This window comes from Bradyrhizobium diversitatis (genome assembly GCF_016031635.1).
Classification (GTDB): Bacteria; Pseudomonadota; Alphaproteobacteria; order Rhizobiales; family Xanthobacteraceae; genus Bradyrhizobium; species Bradyrhizobium diversitatis.
In genome coordinates, this window is the sequence record NZ_JACEGD010000033.1 from 1 (window position 1) to 22,739 (window position 22,739).

The window sequence follows — 22,739 nt, forward strand, 5'->3', positions numbered from 1 at the left end:
ACCGCAACGGCAAACCCGTCGAAAACACCGAAGCAGCCTCTGGCGCGAACGTTCCCTTGGAGACCGATTTGCAGCTGGAGCCCTGGCTCTAGCCGCGGAAAGCCCCTGGTGTGACGGCCGCACCGCGGCCGAGATCGAGCGACGGCCGGCGCCTAGTCGGGAAACTCAGCGCCACCGCGACGGCGGCGAGTCCGATCGCGAACGAGCCGGCGTGCAGCCATGTGTAGCGCTGGAAGTTGTCGAACACGAGCCCGCCGGCCCAGGGACCGAGCGCCATGCCGAGGCTGGCGAAGGCCGACACCGCGCCGAACACCGTGCCCATGATGCGCGCGCCGAAGAATTCGCGGACCAGCACCGCATAGAGCGGCATCACCCCGCCATAGGCGAGGCCGAACACCACCGAGAGCGCGTAGAATTCGCCGAGCTGCCCCACCGCCAGATAGGCCGCGATGCACATCGCCTGCACCAGCAGGCCGCCGACCAGCACGGGCTTTGCACCGATGCGATCGGCAGCCGCGCCCAGCAGCAGGCGCCCGCCGAGGCCGGAGACGCCGGCCACGCTGTAGACTGTCACCGCCGTGAGCGGAGCGATGCCGCAGACCATCGCATAGGACACCATGTGGAAGATCGGGCCGGAATGCGCGGCGCAGCAGGCGAAATGTGCCGCCGCGAGCGCGATGAATTGCGGCGTGCGCAGCGCCTGCGCCGCGCTCAGCTCCACGTCAGGAGCGGCGTCCGCATTCGTGTTGCCTGCCGCTGCCGGAGCCGGACGCACCAGGAAGCAGGCGGGGATCAAGAGCGCCCAGGCAGCACAGCCGATCACCAGCATCGCGGTCCGCCAGTCATAGGCCGTGATCAGCCAGCTCGCGGCCGGTGCGATCGTCACCGGCGACACGCCCATGCCGGCGGAGACCAGCGCCACCGCAAGGCTGCGGTTCTTCTCGATCCAGGCGCTCGCGAGCGCCATCATCGGCGCGTAGAAGCTGCCGGCGGCAACGCCGATCAGGACGCCGAAGCTCAGCTGGAATTGCCACAGATGTGTGGCCTGGCTCGCGGTGACGAGGCCGAGCCCCAGCAGCAGGCTGCCCGAAAGCACCACGATGCGGGTGCCGAACCGGTCCGACAGCGCGCCCCATAGGAATGCGGCAAATCCCATGCAGAGGAAATCCAGCGTCGCCGCCGCCGACACGCCGGCGCGCGACCAGCCCATCGCCTCCGAGATCGGCTGCAAGAACACCGCCAGCGACAGCATCGTGCCGAACCCGACGCAAGTCATCAGCGCACCCGCGGCGACAACGACCCAGCCATAGTCGAAGCGTGATGCCTTGCTCATGCGTTTCCTCAGCGCTTTTGGTGTTGTTGACGGTGCGCGGGAGGGATGGTGACCCATTGGGTGGCGGAGGGCAAGGCTGGGTGCCATGCGTTGTTCGCTCGTCGAGGCGAAGGTCCGCCAGACTCATCCTCGCAACGGATGGAATCAACGACAATCGCTCGCTTCAGGTGCACCGAACCATCGCATCGCGGCTCGAGCTGCGTCATCGAGGTGAGGCGCCTGCTCGCTGACCCACGCCACGATGCCGTCCGGCCGTACGAGCAAGGCGGTCACACCGAATCGATTCCCGGCGTCGCCTGCGACATAGTTGATCCGGCCGGTCCAGCGGCGTGCAAGCGCCTTGAGCGATGGCCGGACGTCGAAGTCCAGCAACAGGCCTTGTCCGGTCCGGAGCAACTCGGCGGGACGTGTGCCATCGGCGAACGTGAACTCCGGCACGCTGCGGCCGACAAGCGGATGTGTATCGCCGAGATCGTAGCGGAGAGAGATGCCCCACACGCGTTCGGCGAAATAGGTCGCGCCGTCGCGCGTGTCGATGAGATCGCGGATGATCGCCTCGAGCGCGCGCGAGCTCCTGCTGGGACGCATGAGCGCGACTTGGGCGCGCGACCAGTCGAGGATCTGTGCTCCCACAGGATGCCGCTCAGCCGAAAAAGTGTCGAGCAGGTCGGCCGGCGCGTCGCCGCGAATGGTCGCCGCGAGCTTCCAGCCGAGGTTCATCGCGTCACCAAGGCCGAGGTTGAGGCCCTGGCCTCCCAGCGGTGAATGGATATGCGCGGCATCACCCGCCAGCAACACACGGCCCTTGCGATAGCCGGTCGCCTGACAGGCGCGGTCGGTCCAGGTGGTGGCGAGCAGAAGGCTCGTCAAGGTCACATCCAGGCCCGAGACCTTGCGCAGCACGACCTCGATCTGGTCGCGTTTCGGCTCGGTGCGATGAGCCATGCCGCCATCGAAATCGACCATCGCGATCGTGCCGGGCGCCGCATAGGTGTACATGCCCGACGCCGTGTAATGGCGACCGGGCTCAAGCGCGGCCGGATCGGCGAGTTCGGCCTGCACGGAATAGCCGGTGAATTCCGGATCGGTGCCGACAAAGCCGATGCCCGCCGCCTTTCGCACGGTGCTGCGTCCGCCGTCGCAGCCGACCAGCCAGCGGCCCCGGGCCATTCCGTCGGCTGTTTCAACGGTGACGCTGTCGTCTGATTGCGGGAGAGACTGGACGCCACACCCGCGCCGGATCTCGACGCCCAGCGTCTCCGCGCGGATCGCGAGGACAGCCTCGATGCTTGCCATATCGGCCGCGATGCTGCCGATGGGACCGGGCAGGCGATAGGGCCATCGCGTGCTGTCGATCTGATCGTGGAAGAACTGGATTCCGGCGAAATGACCGCCTGGGCGGCGCTGCTGCTGCATCCAGTGCGCGGCAGCCGGCGTGTCGCGGCCGACCGCCCGGCGCGTGAGCTCGTTCAGCAGGTCGCGGCGATCCAGGCTCTCGATGGTCGGCACCGAAAGTCCGCGCAGCCCGAACGGCAAGCCCTTCAGCGGTGAATGCGGCTCCGGCGCTTTTTCCAGCACCAGCACCGAAGAGCCCGCAAGCCGCAGCTCGCAGGCCAGGAACAAGCCGACGGGACCGGCGCCGGCGATGATGACGTCATAAAGAGCGGTGTCGGGACTTTGCATAAATGCTCCGTTGTCGATCTTCGACTGTCGCTGTTCGACCGGAGCGTTTCCCGAACCTTTAGGACCTCACGGACGAACCATGAGCCGCCTGAACGGCGACCGTTGTTCGTCGTGGGGATCCCGGGCACGAGGCCAAAGACCAGAGCTTTCGTTACCGAAAGGACTTGGGCTCACCAGACCAAGTCTGCCTTTTCCGACGTGGTCATTTAGCGTTGGGAGCGCGGCCTCGTCAACGGGCTGTCGGTCGCCGCTCGTCGGATCGATAGGGCGAGCCGAAATCGCTCGGGCGTGATCTACCTCAAATTGCAAGCATGGGTCAGCGCTTGCTGACGCCGTCGGCCTGGAGTGGTAGCATGCCGCTCGGTGTCGTTCTCGCAAGCGCACGCAGACACGAGCGTGCGAGGAAGCAAGCGCCATGAAATGGGGAGCCTTGTGCAGGCTACGCGTGTGCCGCCAGTTGTTCTTGCCCGTCATTTTCGTCTCCGCGCTCTGGGCGCCTCTGGCCTGCGCACAGGACCTCCGCGGCGAGCCGGGGCCGGTCTTTTCGGATAGCGGCCCCGATGCCGAACTCTACGGCGCGGCCGAGGGCTACCCGGTTGGCAAGCGGGGCGCGCCCCCTCAGCTCGACAGGCTCGTCGGGAGCTACAGCCATTTCGGCGAGATCTATCCCTCGCGCCGGGTCGGTCGCGCGACGGCGCCCTGGCAATTCAAGCGCGCGCCGGAGCCGCAGGTCACCTACAGTTTTGGTACCGAAAAGCTGAGCATCGCGGACTACCTCAAGCGCAACCCGGTGACGGGACTCCTGATCGCCCGGGACGACACCATCCTCTACGAGCGCTATCAATATGCGCGGACCGACCATCACCGCTTTGTCTCGCAGTCCATGGCGAAGACGCTGGTGGCCATGCTAATCGGGATCGCGGTCTCGGAGGGACGGATCAAGTCGATCGACGACTTGGTCTCGAGCTACGTCGGCGGCCTTGCAGGCACGGAATATGGCAACACATCCATCCGCGCCTTGTTGAACATGTCTTCGGGCGTCGAATTCTCGGAAGTCTATGATGGGAACGACGACATCGCCCGGCTTGGGCGAGCGCTGTTCTCTGGTGAGCCAAAGGACCCCGCCGCCGTCGTCGCGCAGTTCAACACCCGGACCGCGCCGCCCGGCTCCCGATTCCACTATGCCAGCGTTGAAACGGAGATACTCGGGCTGGTCCTGCGCGCCGCCACCGGCACGGCGGTTGCCGACTATCTTCACGACCGGATCTGGGACCCCATCGGCACCGAGGCGGACGCCTCCTGGGTGATCGACGGCAGCGGGCAGGAGATCGCCTTTTGCTGCTTCAACGCAATCTTGCGCGACTATGCGCGCCTCGCCCGGTTGCTGGCCCATGACGGCGCCTGGGAAGGCCGGCAGCTGGTCCCTCGGCAATGGCTGCTGGATGCCACGACCGTGCGGCCGGCCGATGGCCACCTCGTCCCGCGCGTGGCCACGCCCTATTTCGGCTACGGCTATCAGGTGTGGCTCCTCCCCGGCGAGCAGCGTCGATTTGCCCTGCTCGGCATCCGCGGTCAGGTCATCCTGGTCGATCCCGCGTCCAAGCTTGTCATGGTGCACACGGCCGTTCGCCAAAAGCCGTTCGAGTCCGGCGCGCTCAGAGAGCCGCTCGCGTTGTGGTTCGCCGTGCTTCAACAGCTCGGGCAGTGACGACCTGATGGTGTCTTGAATCCCAGATATTCGCGATGACCATGTCGGTGCCGACGGGGTTCGATCGTCCTTGGTCTACAATTCCCGAAAAGGGCCGCGAACGGCTCGGCACGTGGGGACGTGATGTCGCACCTCGACTACAAGAATTGAACTGGAGCAATACCCATGAGGATCACCGTCGAAACCAGCGTCGCCGCCCCGATCGATCAGGTCTGGCGTGCCTATACGACGCCAGCCGACATTGTGAACTGGAATGCCGCGTCCGACGACTGGCATACGACCAGGGCGACGGTCGACCTGCGGGAAGGCGGCGCCTTCTCCTCGCGCATGGAAGCCAAGGACGGCAGCATGGGCTTTGACTTCGCCGGCACCTACACGAAAATCGTCGAACACAAGCGGATCGAATACGCGTTCGGCGATCGGAAGGCCGAGGTCGAGTTCGTACCCGGCCCGAACGGCGTTGTCGTCCGCGTCGTCTTCGATGCCGAAACCACGCACTCGGTCGAGCAGCAGCAGGGCGGCTGGCAGGCGATCCTCGACAGCTTTGCACGGTACGTCGAGGCGAAGAAGAAGATGCCGTGAGGGTGTGCCTCGAGGAGCGGACGCGAGCACGGCTTTCGTAAGGTGGGCAAAGGCGCAAAGCGCCGTGCCCACCACTCTCCCGACGGCACACGAGCGGGTGGCGCGTGGGCCCTAGAGCTTGACTGGGTGCAGGAATGTGCCGACGGGATGTGGGGTGACCTTTGACGGGACCCAGGCCACCTCCTTCGCCTTGAGGGCCGGACGGCTGATCGCGCCCCCTCTGTCGGGAACGGGACGAGGTCTCGAAAAGACCGGTCGTTCGCGGGCATGAATGCATCGACTTGCATCAATCAATCATTCTATCACACCGTCCGCGTGGGCCAGCAATGTAGCAGGTAGTTCGATCCCGAGTGTCTTTGCAGTCTTGAGGTTGACGAATAGTTCATACTTGGTTGGTTGCTCGACCGGTAAATCCCCGGGCTTGGCGCCCTTGAGGATTTTATCGACGTAACTAGTGGATAGCCGGTTCAAGTCGATGATATCCGCTCCGTAGGACAGGAGCGCACCAAGTTGAACAAATTCCTTGCCAATGGCAAATAGCGGCAGCCGATGTTCTGCGGCGAGGCCGGCGATGCGCTTGCGTGCAATGAAGAACATGGGGCTGGGAAACAGGAAGACTGCATCGGCACGGGCGCCCGCAAGCGCGGAAAACGCCTCGCCCAGCCCGTCGGGATCTTGGACGGCAATGAGTTGCAAATGAACGCCCACGGCTTTTGATGCGGACTCCGCACCGCTGATCATGCCTTGAGTTGTAGTCTTGCCGTATGCAGCCGGGTGCCAAATTGCTGCTATCCGGGACGCCATGGGCAATGCTTCCTTCAATTGCGCAAGCCGCTTGGGAACAAGCTGCGGGCCGATGAAGGTTAGTCCGGTGATGTTGCCTCCTGGTCGGGCGATGCTGGCGACGAGTCCGTCTTCGATTGGGTCGCCCATAACTGGCACAACAACAGGAATCGATTTGGTAGCTTGCTGCACTGCCCGCGCAGCAAGTGAATTCTGTGCAACTATGAGAGCAGGATTGAGACGGACGAGGTCACTCGCCAAGGCCGGGAGTTGTTCGACCTTTGAATCGGCTGCTCGAAACTCTACGATGATATTCTCTCCGTCGATATAACCGTGTTCGCGTAGTCCTTGATGAAAGGCAGCCATCGAAGTGCGGGTTTGCTCGATCGAGCCGGTGGTCAAGAAGCCAATATGGGGGACTTTCTTTGGTTGCTGCGCGCGAGCAAGGGGTGACCAGGCCGCTGCGGCACCGATCAGTGCGAGAAATTCGCGTCGCTGCATGACACCTCCTCTCATTGAGGCTCAGCCACAATAACGCGAGCGCCGACCCGAGCCAACAACCACTTGCCCGATGCCCCTCGCACGGCGCAGGCGCATCCCTCCGAAAATGACAACAAACGCCAATTTCGCGTTTCGGTTGGGAAGCAGGCGATAAATCGCTGGCCGGTTAGTGAGGATGGCTGCCACCTCGACGGAACATTGTTCCATTGAAACAACCTTGACGCACGCAACCAAAGAGATAACAATTGTGCAATTCTCGTTTTAGTTATTCATTCTGGAACACGTCACGTGGGCCGAAAGTCATCGCTTCGCTCGGTAAAATGGGTTCGGCACGCGGACAGCGAACGGCCTACCAGCCGACGCATCGGTACTTTCTTCAGTGAAACAATTCCGTGGGTACTGGGCTTTGAAACGAAATCCCGTCGGGAAAGGCTGGCTTCGCCACTGAGGCGGGCAATGTCGGAAAACGTTCCAGTCGTTGTGGCGGTCTCGGCGCAAGACGAAGCAAAGCAATTGCTGCAAGCCGCCGCCGAAATCGAGCACGCGCTGCTGATCCAATACCTCTATGCGGCATTCTCTGTCCGGCCGTCCGCAACGCGAAAAACCCTGATCAACATCGCCATCCAGGAGATGTCGCACTTCCTTGCAGTGCAGAATTTGCTGCTGCTTCTCGGAGCCGATCCCTATCTCGAACGCTACGACATCTCTCCAAATCCGGACCTGGATCCCTTTCCATTCGGGTTGAAAAGTCTTCGAGGGAAGGAAACGCTCGAGGCATTTGTCCTGGCAGAAATGCCCGTTCTGGAAACGCTCAAGGAAGCCGATCGCGCCGCGATCCTGGACATCAAGAGCAGGATTGATCCGCAATCGAAATTTCATCGCGTGGGTATTCTGTATGCACGGATTTACTGGTTGTTTCAGCAAACCTCAAACCCGGAGGGAGATTGGACAGATGTCAGCAACACCGGCGACATCGGTCCGCTGCCGCAATGGCACGTAACTGATTTTCCCGGCGCGCCGACATTTGGTACGAGACAGGCATCACGCGAGGAGAAGGGGGCGCGAGCGGACGGAGAGAAGGGGGAAATCTGGTGGCAGGACTACAGCGGTGAAGGAGCGTTCGCCGAAGTGGATTCCCGGGCGACGGCTCTACGTGCGATCTACAGCATCGCCGTTCAGGGTGAAGGTCTGGCGTCCGGTGGCGCGAATTCGCATTTCTGGATCTTCTTTCGCGCGCTGAAGACCCATGGTGAACTTGAGCCATCCGAATTCTTTCCCGTTCCAGAAAATCCCTGCACGTCGACCGCCGACGGTCAGACCGAAATTTCTCACCCCATCGCGCGTGCCCTCTGCCAGATCCTGAACGACCGCTACCAGATCATGCTCGTTTCAGTTGCGGCGGCTTTGCGTCGGAATCGCCAAGATGCAAGCGAGAACGAGCGCCGTCAGGTGCTCGTGTCCTGGGCCTTCTACGAGATGAAATATTCGATCCCAAAGCTCACGTCAGAGATCGTCGATCAGCCCTGCAAGATCGGCGGAGACGCCGAGGAACTTTGCGCCGGCCCGACATTCGAGCTTGGAAATGTTTCATTGTCTGACGACTTCGATGCGCTCGAGCGGGAAAATCGCGCGCTGCATACCCGTGCCAAACAATCCATCGACGCATTGGTCGCGCTCGGATTCGATGCGGATGTCATTGCCAAGATCGCGGCGACGGACCGGGACCGCTATCCCGATATTTAAGGGAGAATTGCATGGCGAAGCAGCTCAGAATCTACCCTGGTATCGGTATCGCCCGCCTGGGAAACCATCCCGACGCCTTTTTTCTCAGTCCGGAAGTTCCTGGAATCGGCCCGCTGGAATTGACCGCTGACGACAGCGTTTCCGTCGTTGCAACGTGTCGCGCCAATGGGCAGGTCCGGCGACAGGGCGCGAGATTTCGTATCTACGAACTAGAACTCGACGCAACGGGGACGATAACTCACCACCGGGAGATCACGTCCGACGAAGCAACGATCGAGTGGCGGGTCGAGCTTGCCAACCAGAAGGCCGATGCAGGAAGATTTGCTTCTGAAGATACGCCCGAAAGCGACACCAAGCGTAACCCGGGCGTCGCGTCCGACCAGCTCGTGATCCGGCCGGTCTTTCCTCCTATCGCCGGCGAGAACCGAACCGTTACCGCATCGCAGGCCGGACGATTCAAGAACGAGGAGGTCTATCTCGGAGAACTCCGCACCGATCACAAGGGTCGGCTCATCGTTCTCGGCGGTCGCGGCCGCTCGGCGAGCGTTCCCGCTGGCAAGCCCATCGGCGACGAAAATAATCCAAGCCAGAACAACTTCGCTAACAACGAGTTCTGGTACGACGACATTGCGGACGGGCCCGTATCCGCGACTGTAACGATTGCGGGAAACCCGCCTGTTCAGGTGAACGACGCCTGGGTGATCGTCGCGCCGCCCGACTTCGCTCCCTATACGCGCGCGGTGACGACGCTTTATGACGTCGCGCTTCACGCTGCGATTGCCAACGGTATGCTATCCGCGCCGGCGGAGCCCTCGTTCAAGCGGCACATCCTTCCGATTCTGCAAGCAGTCTCCAATTATCGCTGGGTATCCGATTTCTCCTTCTGGGAAGACTTCCCGAGGGATTGGGCTGCACTTGGGTCGAAAAGCAGCGTCGACCTTCGCGCGAAGACGCGAAAGAAGTTGAATGACGTTCCGGCTCTTGTCGCAAACCTGTCGTTCACGAGAACCCAGATCAGAATGCTCGATTTGTGGAAGAATGGGACCTTCGTCGAGGATTTCGCAGCGCAGGATCCGCCAATAGCGGTCCACCCGGAAGGTCTCGATGAAGCAAGCCTGACACAAGGTGCCGGCGGTGGATTCTTTCCAGGTATCGAAGCCGGCATCATCACGACCTACAAGGAGCTGTACGGGTCTCCATTCCGTGTTGCCCGCCAGCCTTTCGAGCACGATGGACGCGGATTTGCGCCCTCGGCCGGCTTCCTGACGCGCAACATGGCGTGCCCGTGGCAAGCCGACTTTTGGGAGTGCAAATGGCAGGGGCCTGAAAGGATCTGGTGGCCCGCGCAGCGACCCATCCACGTTCGGCGGTCCGATGCTCCCACGGTCAAGATCGAGTGGGATCGCGGAATTGCCGATCACCGGGACTTGGTCGCGCGCGCGATGGAGCTGGGCTTCGTGTCGCGACGCATTGCCGGCCAGGATGGAGTCTTTGAGGTCGATCGCACGATTGTCGAAGTTTAGAGGTGGCGACGTTTGACTTCGCTGTGGTCGGCGGCGGGCCTGCCGGCTTGGCCGCTGCGGCGCTGCTGGCTCGTGGCGGCGCGGGCGTGCTGCTCGTTGATGCGGCCAGAGCCCGAGGTCCGAGGGCGGGTGAGTTCATTCACCCCAGCGTCAGGTCGTTCGTTCATCGACTGGCGCTGCTGCCGGAGAGATGGGAAGAAGCGCACCTGCCTGTTCATGGCTTCGTGAACGGCTGGGCATCCGCCATCTCACAAGAAACTGACTTCATTTTCCATCCCAATGGATACGCGCTGGCTCTGGATCGGCGGCGCTTTGAAGGACAATTGCTCGAAGCTGCGGTCGGTTGCCGAGCCGACACGCGGATGGGTTGGATCGCGCGAGCGATCGAACCCTGTTCTGATGAGCAGTGGCGGATCACGCTGGGCAACGGAGAGGACGTGCGGCATTGCGAGGCGCGCTATCTGCTGTTGGCGACTGGCCGGCAGTCGTTTCATCCGAGGGTGAATTTTCGCAGAAGGAGATACGATCGGCTGGCCTTCCTGGCGGTTCATATTCCTCGCGTGTCGAAAGACAATCGGCCCTTCATTGAGTGCTTCGAAAATGGGTGGGTCTACGTGACACCGGTTCCCAGCGACGCAAGCGTGATCTACGTGTTCTTCGACGCTCGAATGGGACCGCCGTGCCGCCGCACGGTTGGTTCGCTGCGTCAGACGCTCGCATGCTGTGACCGTCTGTCGACGCTTTTCTCGGATGTAAGCGGCGATCGGAACGAGGACGTGAAGTGGTTTGCCGGCACGGCTCATTCGGGCCTCGCGACTCCAACGGCAGGGAAGAATTGGTGCCTTCTGGGCGACGTCGCTGAATCGCGCGATCCGTTGTCGGCATCAGGAATGTACAGCGCCTTGCAGGATGCCTCCCGAGTCTCCGAGCGGCTGCTGCGGGATGATTTCACGACGACGGCCAGGGAGGACATGGATGCCTCGCGCCAGCAGTCATTCGCCGAATATCTCAAGATGCGCGAGGGCTACTACGCCGCGGAAACCCGCTGGAGCGATCTTCCGTTTTGGGTCGACAAAGGCGGCAGCATGGTCGAAGCGAGCGCAATCCCGGCGCTCGGATGATGTGATGACGGGCCTCGCGTGATCACACCCTATCAAAAGGTGATCGGGAAAACGCCTCGGCCCAACCGACTACGCACCGCCCGATGCTGCCACCATACCCCTGTTTTGCCCGACGGGTCAAACCGAACTCGCAAAAATCGAAAAAGCGCAATGCCGCCAAGGCGGCGGCTACTGTGCATGGGGTTGTTTTCGCACTTTTGTTTTGCCGCCCGGACGCCGCCTTTTTCCCGGCCCCGGAGACCGGCCCGCCCCCGCCTCAGCTATCCACCTTCAGCGCGGCAATAAAAGCTTCCTGCGGGATGTCGACCTTGCCGAACTGCCGCATCTTCTTCTTGCCTTCCTTCTGCTTCTCCAGAAGCTTTCGTTTACGCGTGATGTCGCCGCCGTAGCATTTTGCGGTGACGTCCTTGCGCAGCGCGCGCACCGTCTCGCGGGCGATCACCTTGCCGCCGATCGCCGCCTGGATCGGGATCTGGAACATGTGCGGCGGGATCAGCTCCTTCATCTTCTCGACCATGGCGCGGCCGCGGCCCTCCGCGCGGGTGCGGTGGACCAGCATCGAGAGCGCGTCGACCGGCTCGGCATTGACCAGGATCTGCATCTTGACGAGATCGGCCGGCTTGTAGTCGGTCAGGTGATAGTCGAACGAGGCGTAGCCCTTGGACACCGACTTCAGGCGGTCGTAGAAGTCGAACACGACCTCGTTGAGCGGCAGGTCGTATTTCACCATGGCGCGGGAGCCGACATAGGTCAGCTCCTTCTGCGCGCCGCGGCGGTCCTGGCACAGTTTCAGCACGCTGCCGAGATATTCGTCGGGTGTCATGATCGTGGCCTCGATCCAGGGCTCCTGGATCTCGGCGATCTTGACCACGTCGGGCATGTCGACGGGATTGTGGATCTCGAGCTCGCTGCCGTCGGTGAGCTTCATCTTGTAGATGACGCTCGGCGCGGTCGCGATCAGGTTCAGGTCGAATTCGCGCGACAGCCGCTCCTGGATGATCTCGAGGTGCAGCAGGCCGAGGAAGCCGCAGCGGAAGCCGAAGCCGAGCGCGGCGGAAGTCTCCATCTCGAAGGAGAAGCTGGCGTCGTTCAGGCGCAGCTTGCCCATCGCCGCGCGCAGCGTTTCGAAGTCGTCGGCATCGACCGGGAACAGGCCGCAGAATACCACGGGGATCGCCGGCTTGAAGCCCGGCAGCATTTCCGTAACAGGCTTCCTGTCGTCGGTGATGGTGTCGCCGACGCGGGTGTCGGCGACTTCCTTGATCGCGGCGGTGATGAAGCCGATCTCGCCGGGACCGAGCTCGTCGACCTGCTGCATCTTCGGCGTGAAGAAGCCGACGCGCTCGACGTCGTAGGCCGCGCCGGTGCCCATCATGCGCACGCGCTGGCCCTTCTTCATGGTGCCGTCGACGATGCGCACCAGGACGACGACGCCGAGATAGACGTCGTACCAGCTGTCGACCAGCAGGGCCTTCAGCGTGGCGTCGCGATCGCCCTTCGGCGGCGGCAGGCGGGTGACGATGGCCTCCAGCACGTCGGGGACGCCGAGGCCGGTCTTGGCCGAGATCATCACCGCATCCGAAGCGTCGATGCCGATGACGTCCTCGATCTGCTGCTTGACCTTGTCGGGCTCGGCGGCGGGCAGGTCGACCTTGTTCAGGACCGGGACGATTTCGTGATTGTTGTCGAGCGCCTGGTAGACGTTGGCGAGCGTCTGCGCCTCGACGCCCTGGCTGGCGTCGACCACCAGGAGGGAACCCTCGCACGCCGCCAGCGACCGCGAGACTTCGTAGGCGAAGTCGACATGGCCGGGCGTGTCCATCAGGTTGAAGATGTAATCCTTGCCGTCCTTGGCGCGGTACTGAAGGCGCACCGTCTGCGCCTTGATGGTGATGCCGCGCTCGCGCTCGATGTCCATGGAATCGAGCACCTGCTCCTTGCCCGCCATCTCGCGGTCGGAGAGGCCGCCCGTCATCTGGATCAGGCGGTCGGCCAGCGTCGATTTGCCATGGTCGATATGGGCGACGATGGAGAAATTGCGGATGTTGGAAATGGGGACGGTCGTCATGGGCGCGGGATACCACTCACATCCTCGTGCGGCAACCATATTGCTGTATTTTCAGGGCCTTTCTTCACGCCAAGCTGATTCCACGGCAGGCCAAAACGCGCTACGCAACGGCGCATGTCCACCACCTCGATCCCATCCGCCAGAGCGCGGGCGAAGACCCGCTTGAGTTACAACCGCTTCCGGGCCTGGCTGGTTGCCTGCGCGGTCCGTCCCGAGGCGCGGCTGTGGCTGGTGATCCAGCTCGCCATCCTGCATGCCGTGCTCTGGACCTTCATCCTGATCAATCTCAAGGCGGCGCAGGACGTTCACATGGACGTCGCAGAAGCCTATGGCTGGGGCCAGAAATTCCTCTGGGGTTATGGCAAGCACCCGCCGCTGTCGGGCTGGGTGGCCGGCCTGTGGTTCAAGGTGTTCCCGGCGGCGGACTGGGCGACCTATGCGCTGGCGATGGCGACGGTGAGCGTCGGCATGGTGATCTGCTGGTTCGTGAGCTTGCGGGTGGTGGATGCGCGACGCGCGTTCCTCGTCGTCGTGATGATCGCACTCTACCCGATCTTCAATTTCAAGGGCTTCAAGTACAACCCGGACCTGCTCCAGCTCGTCACGCTGCCGCTCCTGGTGCTCGCTTATCTCAACGCATTCGAGAAGCGGACCTGGCAATCCGGACTCCTGCTCGGCCTCGCCGGCGCGCTGGCGCTGATGACCAAATATTGGGTGCTGACCATGGTCGGCGCCATCGGCCTCGCCGCGCTGATCCATCCCGACCGGTTGCGATTCCTGTCGTCGCCCGCACCGTGGGTGGCGATCGTGACCATGATCGCGGCGATGATCCCGCACATCGTCTGGCTGGCGGACGCGCATTTCGTGCCGCTGACCTATGCCGGCGACACCTACAGCCTCCAGGACAGCGGTCAGGTGCATCAGCTCGTCGCCGGCTACGTGCTGCATAATTTCGGCCTGCTGGCATTGCCGGTTGCGCTCGCAGCGCTGGCCATGGCGCTGGTGCCGCCCTGGGTCAAGTTGCTGCTGCGCGCGCCCTCGCGCATCGTCACGCGGGCCTGGGCGCGCGGCGGCAATCCCGGCGTCAATCTTTCGCAGGCGCTGAACGTCTGGATGATCCAGATCATCGTCGCGGTCGGCCCGCCGCTCGGCGCGCTGGTCTTCAGCATCTACATGAAGACCGATTGGGGCATCTCGCTGTTCTTCCTGGTCCCGCTCGCGCTGGTCGCGATTCCTGCGCTGCGGGTGCAGAGCGCCGTGCTGTTCAACATCGCCGCGATCTGGCTCGTGCTCAGCGCTGCGACGCTCGCCGCTTCGCCCTGGATCGCCGCGCGCGAGATGGCGGTTAATGGCGGCAACACCGCGACTTATGGCGCGCGCTCGGAGCTGGCGCACGAGCTGACCCAGGCCTGGCACGCGCGCTTCGCGTCGCGCTGGGCCGTCGTCGCGGGAACGATGGAGACGATACAGCCGATGGTGTTCTACAGCCCCGATCACCCCAGCCCGTTCACGCCGAACGAAGCCTGGGCTTCCGGGCTGACCTCGCTCGACGACATCAAGAGATACGGCTTCATCGGCGTGTTCGATGCGACCGACGAACGCCTGCCCAAGTTCGAGAAATGGGTGTCCGAGACCGCGCCGAACGCCGAGCGCATCGTGATGACGACGCGCCGCTTCACCCACGGCAAGGCGGGCCCGTCGATGACCTGGAACGTCTATATCGCAGCGCCGGGGAAGTGAGGGTTATTGTCGTTCCGGGGCACGCGAAGCGTGAGCTACGGTGCGCATTTGCGCACCTGAGAACCTCGAGATTCCGGGTTCGATGCTGCGCATCGCCCCGGAATGACAATCGGGCCTAAGTCCCTTCCTCGTTGAACTTGCTCTCGACGAGCTCGGTGATCGCCGCGAGCGCGGCTTCGGCATCCGTGCCGGCGGCGGATACCGTGATCGTCGTGCCGGGACCGGCGGCGAGCATCATCAGGCCCATGATCGAGGTGCCGCCGACGGTCTCGCCGCCGCGCGTCACCCACACCTGCGCATCGAAGCGCTCGACCGCCTGGACGAATTTCGCGGAGGCGCGGGCGTGCAGGCCGCGCTTGTTGATGATCAGGAGATCCTTGGAGATCGCGCCCGCGGGCACGCCTGTCCCCGCTTGTGGCGCCTCGCCGCTCATTTGCCGGCGAGCACGCGGCTGGCGATGGTGACGTATTTGCGGCCCGCTTCCTGAGCCATCGCGATCGCGTCGGGCAGCGAACGCTCCTCGCGCACCTTGGCGAGCTTGACCAGCATGGGAAGGTTGATCCCTGCGAGCACTTCGACCTTGGGCCGGCTCATGCAGGATATTGCAAGGTTTGACGGCGTGCCGCCGAACATGTCGGTGAGGATCGCAACGCCGTCGCCGGAATCGACGCGATTGACCGCCTCGATGATGTCGCTTCGGCAGAGATCGGAATCGTCTTCGGCACCGATCGTGATCGCTTCGATTTGCTTTTGTGGACCCATGACATGCTCAAGCGCTGCCTTGAATTCGTCGGCAAGGCGCCCGTGGGTCACAAGTACTAGACCAATCATCGGAAAACTCCTCGCGGGCGCTTTTGGTGCACCGCACGAACGCGCCACTTTGACCATCCAGAGCCCCCGCGCAAGAGGGGATGTTGCGTATCTCCCTGAATATAGACGGATGGATAATGGGAGCTGCGCCGGTCTACTCGGTCGCGATACTGGGGTTCATATGGTTACCATTTCCCTTCGAACAATCGCCGGTAGGGTTAACGGAAGATGAACTCTTGGTAGTGGTCAAGGCCGCAACAACCAGCGGGAGGGGCGAATGGTCGCGGCCGACGGGGACTCGCGGTATTTCGACACCAAAAAGGCTGGTTTTCAACGATTCCGCCGCAGGCAGGCGCTCCGCGTCCGCCGCGTCCAGATCGACCACGAGACCGACGGTCGCATGCTCCACGAAGTCGCAGCGACGAATTCCCAAGCCCCGGATCTCGATCAAGCCAGCCAATACCGGCGCGGGGCGCACCTCAATTTCATGGCCGACTGTCGCCAGATGGACACGGTCATCACCGACCAGAACGGCCCTTTCGACCACGCCCGAGCGTCCCGCCATGATCAAATCAAAGGCAAGGCGCGACTTGCCGGAGCCCGACGGCCCACGGATCAGCACCGCCAGAGATCCGACCTTGACGGCGGAGGCGTGAACGCTTGGCCCGCCGTCGCTCATAGAGCCGGCAGCCTGACCACGAAGCGCGCGCCGGCAACCGTCGGAGCCCCGTCGGCATCCAGCGGGCCAGGGCGGTTCTCCGCCCAGATGCGTCCGCCATGGGCGTCGATGATCTGCTTGGAGATCGACAGGCCGAGGCCGGAGTTCTGGCCGAAACCCTGATGCGGACGGTCGGTGTAGAAGCGCTCGAAGATGCGCTCCAGCGCGTCGTCGCGAATGCCGGGGCCGTCGTCGTCGACCACGATCTCGATCTCGCCGCGGACGCGGCGGCAGGTGAGACGCACCTTGCTGCCGGCCTCCGAGAACGATTGCGCATTGGAGAGCAGGTTGGAGACCACCTGCCCCAGCCGTGAATCATGGCCGCTCACGGCGAAGGAGTCGGTTGGGCTGCGGCCCTCGAAGCGCGTCTCGACCGCGACGTCGTGGCCGAGCTTGGTCTCGTTGGCGACGGACACCAGCGTCGTCAGCAGCCGGCGCAGATCGACGGGGATCGCATCCTGGCGCTGCAATTCGGCATCGAGGCGGCTGGCGTCGGAGATGTCGGAGATCAGCCGGTCGAGCCGCTTGACGTCGTGCTCGATCACCTCGAGCAGGCGCGCGCGGCTGGTCTCGTTGCGCGCCAGCGGCAGCGTCTCGACCGCCGAGCGCAGCGAGGTCAGCGGGTTCTTCAATTCATGGGCGACGTCGGCGGCGAACATCTCGATCGCCTCGATGCGGCTGTAGAGCGCGCTGGTCATGTCGCGCAGCGCGCCGGAGAGGTGCCCGATCTCGTCGCGGCGGCGCGTGAAGTCGGGAATCTCGATGCGGGCCTTGATGCGGCGGCGGACGCGCTCGGCGCTGTCGGCGAGTCGGCGCACGGGTCCGGCGATCGTGCTCGCGAGCAGCAGCGACAGCATGATCATGACGGCGGCGGCGACGCCGCCGACCTTCAGGATGGCGAGGCGCTCGGCGGTGACCATCTGGTCGATGTCGTCGCCTTGCGTCGACAGCATCAAGGCGCCGTGGATCGCGCGCGAGCGCAGCACCGGGACCGCGACCGACACGATCACCTCGCCGCGTACATTGACCCGCACCATCGAGCGTTTCTGGCCCTGCAGCGCGTCCCCCACCTCCGCATAGCCATTGCCGTTCTCGGGCCCGAGCTCGCGATAAAGCGGCAGGTCGCCGCGGTTCAGCCAGGTGCGCACCGCGACCAAGCCGCGCTCGACGAAACCGGGCTTCTCGGCCGGAGGCGGCAGATCGAAGCGCAGAACGTTTTCGAGGTTGCGGCTGTCGAGCAGCAGGCTGCCGTTCGGATCGTAGATGCGGGCGCGCGTCTTGGTCGGCGAGATCAGCGTGCGCAGCACCGGCGCCACGCGCTCCGGATTGATCGGGAAGTCCAGCGGCGAATATTCGTCCGAGCCGCCATAGGTCTCGCCCGGCTTGAGGTCGAGCAGCCGGTCGGGGTCGATGGTGATGGCGTTGGTCTGCACGGTCGCGGAGGCCGCGATCGCGCCGGCGATGATCTCGGCCTGCACCAAAAGGCTCTGTGCGCGCGCGTCGATCAGCCCGGCACGAAATTGCGACAGGTACAGGATGCTCGCCACCAGCGCGACGAGGCCGGCAAGGTTGAGCGAGACGATGCGGCGGGTCAGGCTCGAGAAGGACAGCGCGAAGAAGAACTGCCCGGCGCGCTTCAGCCAGTTCAGCGGTCGCCAGCCCTGCTGCTTTTCATCAATGACGTGCTCCGGAACGCCGTTGGATGCAAGATCCCCGGCGCTCTGGTCTGAGTCAGGCTGCGTTCGGTCAAGCAATGCTCACGCCCGCGTTAGGACAGCTCGTGCGAAGGTCCCCGCATCCTAGAGCGATCCTGGTCCCGATGGAACGAGAACCGGAGATGACATCGATCTTCGTGAAGGGGGCCAGCCGCTTCAGGCTTCCTTGAAACGGTAGCCGACGCCGTAGAGCGTTTCGATCATCTCGAACTCGTTGTCGACCACCTTGAACTTCTTGCGCAGCCGCTTGATGTGGCTGTCGATGGTGCGGTCGTCGACATAGACCTGGTCGTCATAGGCGGCGTCCATCAGCGCGTTGCGGCTCTTCACCACGCCGGGCCGGGTCGCGAGCGCCTGCAGGATCAGGAATTCGGTGACGGTCAGCGTCACCGGCTCGTTCTTCCAGGTGCAGGTGTGGCGTTCAGGATCCATGCGCAGCAGGCCGCGGTCGAGCGCCTTGGCGTCGTTCTCCTTCGGCGCGACGGTCGGGTCCTTCGGCGCCGAGCGGCGCAGCACGGCCTTGACGCGCTCGACCAGCAGGCGCTGCGAGAACGGTTTGCGGATGAAGTCGTCGGCGCCCATCTTGAGGCCGAACAGCTCGTCGATCTCCTCGTCCTTGGACGTCAGGAAGATCACGGGCAGGTCGGATTTCTGCCGCAGGCGGCGCAGCGTCTCCATGCCGTCCATGCGCGGCATCTTGATGTCGAGGATGGCGAGATCGGGCTGGGTGGTGCGGAAACCGTCGAGCGCGGAGGCGCCGTCGGTGTAGGTCATGATGCGGTAGCCTTCGGCTTCCAGCGCGATCGAGACGGATGTGAGAATGTTGCGGTCGTCGTCGACCAAAGCGATTGTGGGCATGAGCCTCTGCTTTCTGCTTTCCGTTTGGGTCGTGGCTTGAAACGGCGAGCAATCCAGTGATGCGCCGCATACATACATGGGTGCCGAAGTTGGCGTTCGAACCTTGTCACCGAGCAATGCAAGCTGGGCTGAAGTGTGACCAAGTTCCACGAAACGCGGCAGATTCGCCGCATCTCGACCCATAACCGGACTCTCGTTTACCCGAAAGAAGGCCCTTCATGCAACCACCTGACCCGAGAAAGCCGATGCAGCCGACTCCCGATTTCGACCCCGGAAAGCTCGCCAAATCGCTGCTGCGGCGGTCCCGGCAGGGGGCTCTGGCGACGCTGATGACCGGCAGCGGCGATCCCTATTGTTCCCTGGTCAATCTCGCCAGCCACCCCGATGGATCGCCGATCCTGCTGATCTCGCGCCTCGCCGTGCACACAAGGAACATCCTCGCCGACAACCGGGTCTCGCTGATGCTGGACGAGCGCGTGGCCGGCGATCCCCTGGAAGGCGCCCGGATCATGCTGTCCGGCCGGGCGGAGGAGGCCGATAGCGACAAGGATCTGGTGCGGCGACGGTATCTCAGTGCCCATCCATCGGCGGAGGGCTTTGTTTCGTTTAAGGATTTCGCCTTCTTCCGGATCCGTCCCACGGGGACCCACCTGGTTGCCGGCTTCGGCCGGATCGTCGACCTCAGGCCCGATCAGTTTCTCACGGACCTCACGGGCGCCGACGACCTGCTGGCGGCGGAAGAGGGCGCCGTCGAGCACATGAATGCCGACCATCGCGACACCATGAACCTCTATGCAACGAAGCTCCTCGACGCCGCCGAGGGCGACTGGCGCTGCACCGGCTGCGACCCCGAGGGCCTCGACATGCAGGACGGCCAGACCACACTGCGGCTGGACTTCCCGGAGCGGGTGACGGATGGCACGGGCTTGCGCAAGATGCTGGTCCGCCTCGCTGGCGAAGCGCGCATGAAGATGGACCAGAGCGCAACGACTTGAACGCCGCGACCCGTCGCTGCGACCCATGACCGTGATGGTTTTCGGGCTTGCAGCGAGAGGGGTCATGGCGCGTCATCGTATGGCATGGGCCGTGGGTCTGGCGCTCGCGATCACCATCTTGCTTGCCACCCCGGCCCTCGCCCAGAAGGGCGATCTCGCCGCACAGGGGGCGCGGATCAACGCGCTCAATCAGGCCGGCAGATATGCGGAAGCGTTGCCCCTGGCGCAGGCCATGGTCGCGAGCCTGGAGAAGGCCAACGACGGTCGCGAATTGTCCGCCGCGCTCAACAATCTCGGCCAGGTCCATGCCGGCCAGGGCCGCGACGATCTGGCCGAGCCGGTCTACAAGCGCGCCATCGCGCTGATGGAGAAGTCGCTCGGCCTCGACACCGGCTTGATCGCGCCCGAGCTGAACAATCTCGCCGCGCTGTATCAACGGCAGGGCCGCTTCGCTGAAGCCGAGCCGCTGTTCAAGCGCGCGCTCGCGGTCAGCGAAAAGAGCCTGTCGCGCGAGCATCCCGATGTCGGCCGGGCCCTCAACAATCTCGCCGCGCTCTATGTGAAGCAGGAGCGCTTTGCCGACGCCGAGCCGCTGTTCCGGCGTGCACTTGCGATCTATCAGAAAGCCGCCGGGCCCGAGCATCCCGCGGTCGCGACCGTCCTGAACAACATCGGTCAGGTCGATCGCGACCTCCATCGCGACGCCGATGCCGAAGCTCCGATCAAGCGCTCGCTCGCGATCCGCGAAAAGGTGCTGGGGCCGGAACATCCCGATGTCGCGCGCTCGCTCAACAATCTTGCCGGGCTCTACCAGCACCAGAAGCGCCATGCCGAGGCCGAGCCGCTTTATCGTCGCGCCCTGGCGATCCGCGAGCGTGCACTCGGACCGGATCATCCCGATGTCGCGACTTCCGCGAGCAATCTCGCCCATTTCCTACAGGCGACGGGACGCACTGCGGACGCTCTGCCATTCGCGCAGAAGACGCTCGCCGCCAATCGTGCCCAGCTGCGTGTGGTGTTGCCGATCCTGTTCGCAGCGCGGCAGCAATCGCTACTGACGAACGACAGGGCGCTCGATGACGCGCTCGGTGCGATCCAGCGCGGCACGCAATCGTCCGCCGCCTCCGCCGTGAACAAGCTCGCGGTGCGGCTCGCTGCCGGCAGCGACCGGCTCGCGGAGCTCGTGCGCAAGGATCAGGATCTTGCGGCCGAATCTGACGCGCTCGACAAGGCGATCGTCGCCGCGGTGTCGAAGCCGCCCGCGCAGCGCGACGTCGCGGCCGAGCAGCGCAGCCGCGCGCGGATCGCGGCGATCGCGAGCGCGCGCAATGGATTGCAGAAGACGCTCGCTGTCGAGTTTCCCGACTATGCCTCGCTTTCCAACCCGCTGCCTCTGACGGTGAAGGAGATCCAGCCGCTGCTCTCGGCCGATGAGGCGATGGTGATCTACTCCGTCGTCGACAGTCAGAGCTGTGTCGTCGCGATCACGCGCGAGGGCGTCGACTGGAAGGAGATTTCTCTCGGAGCGGATGCGCTGGCGCAGAAGGTGGCCGCCTTCCGCAGGGGCCTGGATGTCGGCAAGGCGCTTGATGCCTCCGGCAAATCGGGACTGTTCGATCTTGCGCTCGCGAACGAGCTCTATGCCGCGCTGCTCGGCCCGGTCGAGGCGCTGACGAAGGACAAGCGCAGCTTGCTGGTCGTACCGTCGGCCGCGCTGACCGCATTGCCGTTTCATCTGCTGGTCACGGAGAAGCCGCAGGCGGCGATTCCGGACAGGCCCGAAGGCTATCGCGATGCCGCCTGGCTGCTGCGGCGGCAGGCCGTCTCGGTGCTGCCGTCGGTGATCAGCCTGAAATCGCTGCGCGGCTTTGCCCGCAGGGACCACGGCGTCAAGCCGATGACCGGTTTCGGCGATCCCGTGTTCAACCCTGCAGCCGAAGGTCCTGCCGACCGGCGCACCGCGAGCAGCAAGATCGCCGCGCGCAGCATCGCGACGATGGCCTATGCCGAGTTCTGGCGCGGCGCAGGCGTCGATCGCGCGCGGCTGGCGCAGGCGCTGCCGCAGCTGCCCGACACCGCCGACGAGCTGAATGCGGTGGCGAGGGACGTCGGCGCCGCCGCGGCCGATATCCATCTTGGACGCGATGCCAGCGAAACGACGCTGAAGCGTGCAGCGCTTGCCCAATACGGCATCATCTACTTTGCCACCCACGGCCTCGTTGCCGGCGACGTCAAGGGACTGGGCGAGCCCTCGCTTGCACTCTCCATCCCGGATCAGCCGTCGGAGCTCGACGATGGTCTGCTCACCGCGAGTGAAGTGGCCCAGCTCAGGCTCAACGCCGATTGGGTGGTACTGTCGGCCTGCAACACCATTGCGGGCGACAAGCCCGGCGCCGAGGCGCTGTCGGGATTGGCGCGCTCGTTCTTCTATGCAGGTGCCCGCGCGCTGCTGGTTTCGCATTGGGCCGTGGATTCGGAAGCTGCCACCCGCCTGACCACATCGACGTTCGCGCTGCTCAAGAACGAACCAAGGATCGGTCGTGCCGAAGCCTTGCGCCGTGCGATGTTAACCTATCTCGACGACGCCTCGTCGCCGCGCAATGCCTATCCCGCGATGTGGGGGCCGTTCGCACTGATCGGCGAAGGTGAGGTCAGGTGAGATTGCGCCGCGGCGATTGTGCATCGCAATAACCCCGAGTAACGCGCAAATGCACGTTTGGTTGCGCGATCATTCGTACTTTTTTGCCGCGGCTGCTCAGAGCTGACATGCGTGACGTTTGGCGCGGTCCTTGAATAAACCAAATCCTGCGGGATCAGCTTGGCAAGGCCAGCGTTCATGATTATTACGTCGTTCAGCC

General features: G+C 63.8%; 17 protein-coding genes. 8 read left to right on the forward strand and 9 right to left on the reverse strand.

Translation table 11 applies throughout. The features are described from left to right. Positions 1-88: 88 nt before the first annotated feature. Entirely contained in the window at positions 89-1,333 is a 1,245-nt protein-coding gene (locus H1B27_RS30155) for an MFS transporter (protein WP_197968553.1), read from the reverse strand. Positions 1,334-1,477: 144 nt separating this feature from the next. Further along, positions 1,478-3,016 (reverse strand): FAD-dependent monooxygenase, encoded by a 1,539-nt coding sequence (locus H1B27_RS30160; RefSeq protein WP_197968554.1) that lies wholly within the window; start codon positions 3,014-3,016, stop codon positions 1,478-1,480. Positions 3,017-3,479: 463 nt separating this feature from the next. On the opposite strand from H1B27_RS30160, the gene H1B27_RS30165 reads away from it, so the two are divergent. Beyond that, a complete protein-coding gene (locus H1B27_RS30165) occupies positions 3,480-4,724 on the forward strand; it encodes a serine hydrolase domain-containing protein (protein WP_246515806.1) in 1,245 nt (414 codons plus the stop codon). 165 nt (positions 4,725-4,889) lie between these two features. After that, positions 4,890-5,306, forward strand: coding sequence for an SRPBCC family protein (locus H1B27_RS30170; RefSeq protein WP_197968556.1), 417 nt, complete (start codon positions 4,890-4,892; stop codon positions 5,304-5,306). A gap of 294 nt (positions 5,307-5,600) precedes the next feature. Here H1B27_RS30170 and H1B27_RS30175 read toward each other — a convergent pair whose 3' ends face one another. Next, a complete protein-coding gene (locus H1B27_RS30175) occupies positions 5,601-6,590 on the reverse strand; it encodes an ABC transporter substrate-binding protein (RefSeq protein WP_197968557.1) in 990 nt (329 codons plus the stop codon). 456 nt (positions 6,591-7,046) lie between these two features. Between H1B27_RS30175 and H1B27_RS30180 the strand changes: the two genes are divergently transcribed. From H1B27_RS30180 to H1B27_RS30190, 3 genes are read left to right on the forward strand one after another with little or no spacing between them, the layout of a single operon-like run. After that, positions 7,047-8,333 (forward strand): ferritin-like domain-containing protein, encoded by a 1,287-nt coding sequence (locus tag H1B27_RS30180; RefSeq protein WP_197968558.1) that lies wholly within the window; start codon positions 7,047-7,049, stop codon positions 8,331-8,333. A gap of 11 nt (positions 8,334-8,344) precedes the next feature. Further along, the gene (locus H1B27_RS30185; protein ID WP_197968559.1) at positions 8,345-9,856 is read left to right on the forward strand and encodes a LodA/GoxA family CTQ-dependent oxidase; all 1,512 of its coding nucleotides are present in this window, start codon (positions 8,345-8,347) and stop codon (positions 9,854-9,856) included. 2 nt (positions 9,857-9,858) lie between these two features. After that, entirely contained in the window at positions 9,859-10,977 is a 1,119-nt protein-coding gene (locus tag H1B27_RS30190; protein ID WP_197968560.1) for an NAD(P)/FAD-dependent oxidoreductase, read from the forward strand. A gap of 256 nt (positions 10,978-11,233) precedes the next feature. Here the strand turns inward: H1B27_RS30190 and lepA are convergent, their stop codons facing one another. After that, positions 11,234-13,045 carry a translation elongation factor 4 gene (lepA, locus tag H1B27_RS30195; RefSeq protein WP_061882520.1) on the reverse strand — a complete coding sequence of 604 codons (1,812 nt, stop codon included), beginning with the start codon at positions 13,043-13,045 and terminating at the stop codon, positions 11,234-11,236. A 114-nt stretch (positions 13,046-13,159) separates the two neighbouring features. Between lepA and H1B27_RS30200 the strand changes: the two genes are divergently transcribed. Then, positions 13,160-14,785 (forward strand): glycosyltransferase family 39 protein, encoded by a 1,626-nt coding sequence (locus H1B27_RS30200; RefSeq protein ID WP_197968561.1) that lies wholly within the window; start codon positions 13,160-13,162, stop codon positions 14,783-14,785. A gap of 115 nt (positions 14,786-14,900) precedes the next feature. Here H1B27_RS30200 and H1B27_RS30205 read toward each other — a convergent pair whose 3' ends face one another. The 5 genes from H1B27_RS30205 to H1B27_RS30225 form a co-directional block, all read right to left on the reverse strand. After that, positions 14,901-15,218 carry an HPr family phosphocarrier protein gene (locus H1B27_RS30205; protein WP_197968562.1) on the reverse strand — a complete coding sequence of 106 codons (318 nt, stop codon included), beginning with the start codon at positions 15,216-15,218 and terminating at the stop codon, positions 14,901-14,903. After that, positions 15,215-15,616, reverse strand: a complete 402-nt coding sequence (locus H1B27_RS30210) for a PTS sugar transporter subunit IIA (RefSeq protein WP_024339151.1) — start codon at positions 15,614-15,616, stop codon at positions 15,215-15,217. The genes H1B27_RS30205 and H1B27_RS30210 overlap by 4 nt, the downstream gene beginning before the upstream one ends. Positions 15,617-15,749: 133 nt before the next feature. Then, positions 15,750-16,274, reverse strand: a complete 525-nt coding sequence (locus H1B27_RS30215; RefSeq protein ID WP_197968563.1) for an HPr kinase/phosphorylase — start codon at positions 16,272-16,274, stop codon at positions 15,750-15,752. Next, positions 16,271-18,067: a sensor histidine kinase gene (locus H1B27_RS30220; protein ID WP_197968564.1), complete on the reverse strand. Its 1,797-nt coding sequence runs from the start codon at positions 18,065-18,067 to the stop codon at positions 16,271-16,273. Before H1B27_RS30220 ends, H1B27_RS30215 begins: the two co-directional genes overlap by 4 nt. 117 nt (positions 18,068-18,184) lie before the next feature. Next, positions 18,185-18,886, reverse strand: coding sequence for a response regulator transcription factor (locus H1B27_RS30225; protein ID WP_008542552.1), 702 nt, complete (start codon positions 18,884-18,886; stop codon positions 18,185-18,187). A 245-nt stretch (positions 18,887-19,131) separates the two neighbouring features. Between H1B27_RS30225 and H1B27_RS30230 the strand changes: the two genes are divergently transcribed. Beyond that, complete coding sequence (locus H1B27_RS30230; protein ID WP_197968565.1) at positions 19,132-19,881, forward strand: HugZ family pyridoxamine 5'-phosphate oxidase; 750 nt, start codon at positions 19,132-19,134, stop codon at positions 19,879-19,881. 64 nt (positions 19,882-19,945) lie between these two features. Further along, entirely contained in the window at positions 19,946-22,540 is a 2,595-nt protein-coding gene (locus H1B27_RS30235) for a CHAT domain-containing tetratricopeptide repeat protein (RefSeq protein WP_197968566.1), read from the forward strand. Positions 22,541-22,739: the final 199 nt, after the last annotated feature.